The organism is Streptomyces sp. NPDC048496, from assembly GCF_043200055.1.
Lineage (GTDB): Bacteria > Actinomycetota > Actinomycetes > Streptomycetales > Streptomycetaceae > Streptomyces.
This window is the reverse complement of record NZ_JBICXB010000146.1, coordinates 1-1233: the sequence shown is the minus strand read 5'-3', so window position 1 is coordinate 1233 and position 1233 is coordinate 1. Positions and strand designations below refer to the sequence as shown.

At 65.5% G+C, this 1233-nt stretch carries 2 protein-coding genes; one reads left to right on the top strand and one right to left on the bottom strand.

What is annotated here, in order from left to right:
• Positions 1 to 102 precede the first annotated feature (102 nt).
• Positions 103 to 429, top strand: coding sequence for a hypothetical protein (locus ACGFSA_RS35230; protein WP_393310275.1), 327 nt, complete (start codon positions 103 to 105; stop codon positions 427 to 429).
• A 66-nt stretch (positions 430 to 495) separates the two neighbouring features.
• On the opposite strand, the gene ACGFSA_RS35225 is transcribed toward ACGFSA_RS35230, so the two are convergent.
• Complete coding sequence (locus ACGFSA_RS35225) at positions 496 to 978, bottom strand: GNAT family N-acetyltransferase (protein WP_393310273.1); 483 nt, start codon at positions 976 to 978, stop codon at positions 496 to 498.
• Positions 979 to 1233 lie beyond the last annotated feature (255 nt).

Here is a 1233-nt window from a genome sequence, read left to right as displayed (position 1 = left end):
CGACAGCGCCACATACCGCGCAAAAGCCCTTCGTCTTCTCAAGGACACGATCGGCTTCTTCTAACTAACCGGTCCACAGGTCTTGACGATTACTCTGACTCCATGCCCACCGTGCCGGAGTCGACCAAGACCTCCCTCGCCCAGAAGCTGACCGCGCGAGCCCGTACCGCCTGGCCGCAGCTTGCCGGCCTGGACGTCCGCTACCGCGGTCAGTTCGCCTACATCGACGGCGAACTGCCCGACGGCGAGCGCATCAAGCTCATGCGCCTGCGCTACGGCGGATCCGCCAGCACCTGGGGCTTCGCCCTCTACCTCGCCAGCACCGACAAGTACGAAGACACCATCCTGCCCACCGGCAGCTTCGCCGGCACCCCCGAAGAAGCCCTGGACTGCGCCTGCGGCCTCTACCTCACCGCCCCAAACATCTGAAGACGCCAGGTTTCCTACGGCCACGCAAGCAGGCGGAATGATCCGCCGAGCTTGTGTGTCGTCTCGTCAGTGAAGCGCCTTCACCATCACCCGTTCCCTGGTCACACCATCGGCCAACAGGTCTCCGAGCTCTTCCGCGACGACGAAGCCGTTGCGCTGATACAGCGCGATGGCCGGCTCGTTGCCGGGGATCACTGCAAGTTTCAGCTTCGTTGCACCGGACTGCAGGGCCCACCTTTCGATCGCCGCTATCAACCGGTCTCCGACGCCGAGACCCCGCGCCTGGGGACTGACCCACACCGACCTCAGCTCGCATGCGCCGCTGTCCCCAGGAAGGCCGCTGGCCACCGCGACCGTTCGACCACCCAGCAACGCAACGATGTTGTGGGCGTCGGGCATTTCCAGGCGCGCACGCCACTGCTCCTCCCCGCCGCTGTGCCAGTCCGCAAGCCGAGCCTTGAACGCCTGCGGTGCCTCGCCCAGCGCAGCAAGGCGAACTTCCCGCCACAACGGCCAGTCGCTTTTCGTGAGAACGCGCAGGTGCACCATGCCGATGAGTCTGACGCGACGCCCGCGGAGAAGTCCACGACATCAACCTCGAAGCCACTCGACCTTCGGAAAGACGCGGTGGCGATCCGGTAAGTCGGGACACCAGGTACCACGCCGACTCTGCAGTCAACCCCCGAAGGACTTCCGGAGCCAACCACTTAGAGTGCAGTACGCGAGGTTATGACCGTTTCGCGCTTGGGGTTGGGTGAGGGGGCTGGTCAGCGGGGCGGGGCGGTGGTCAGGGGCGGGGCTGGG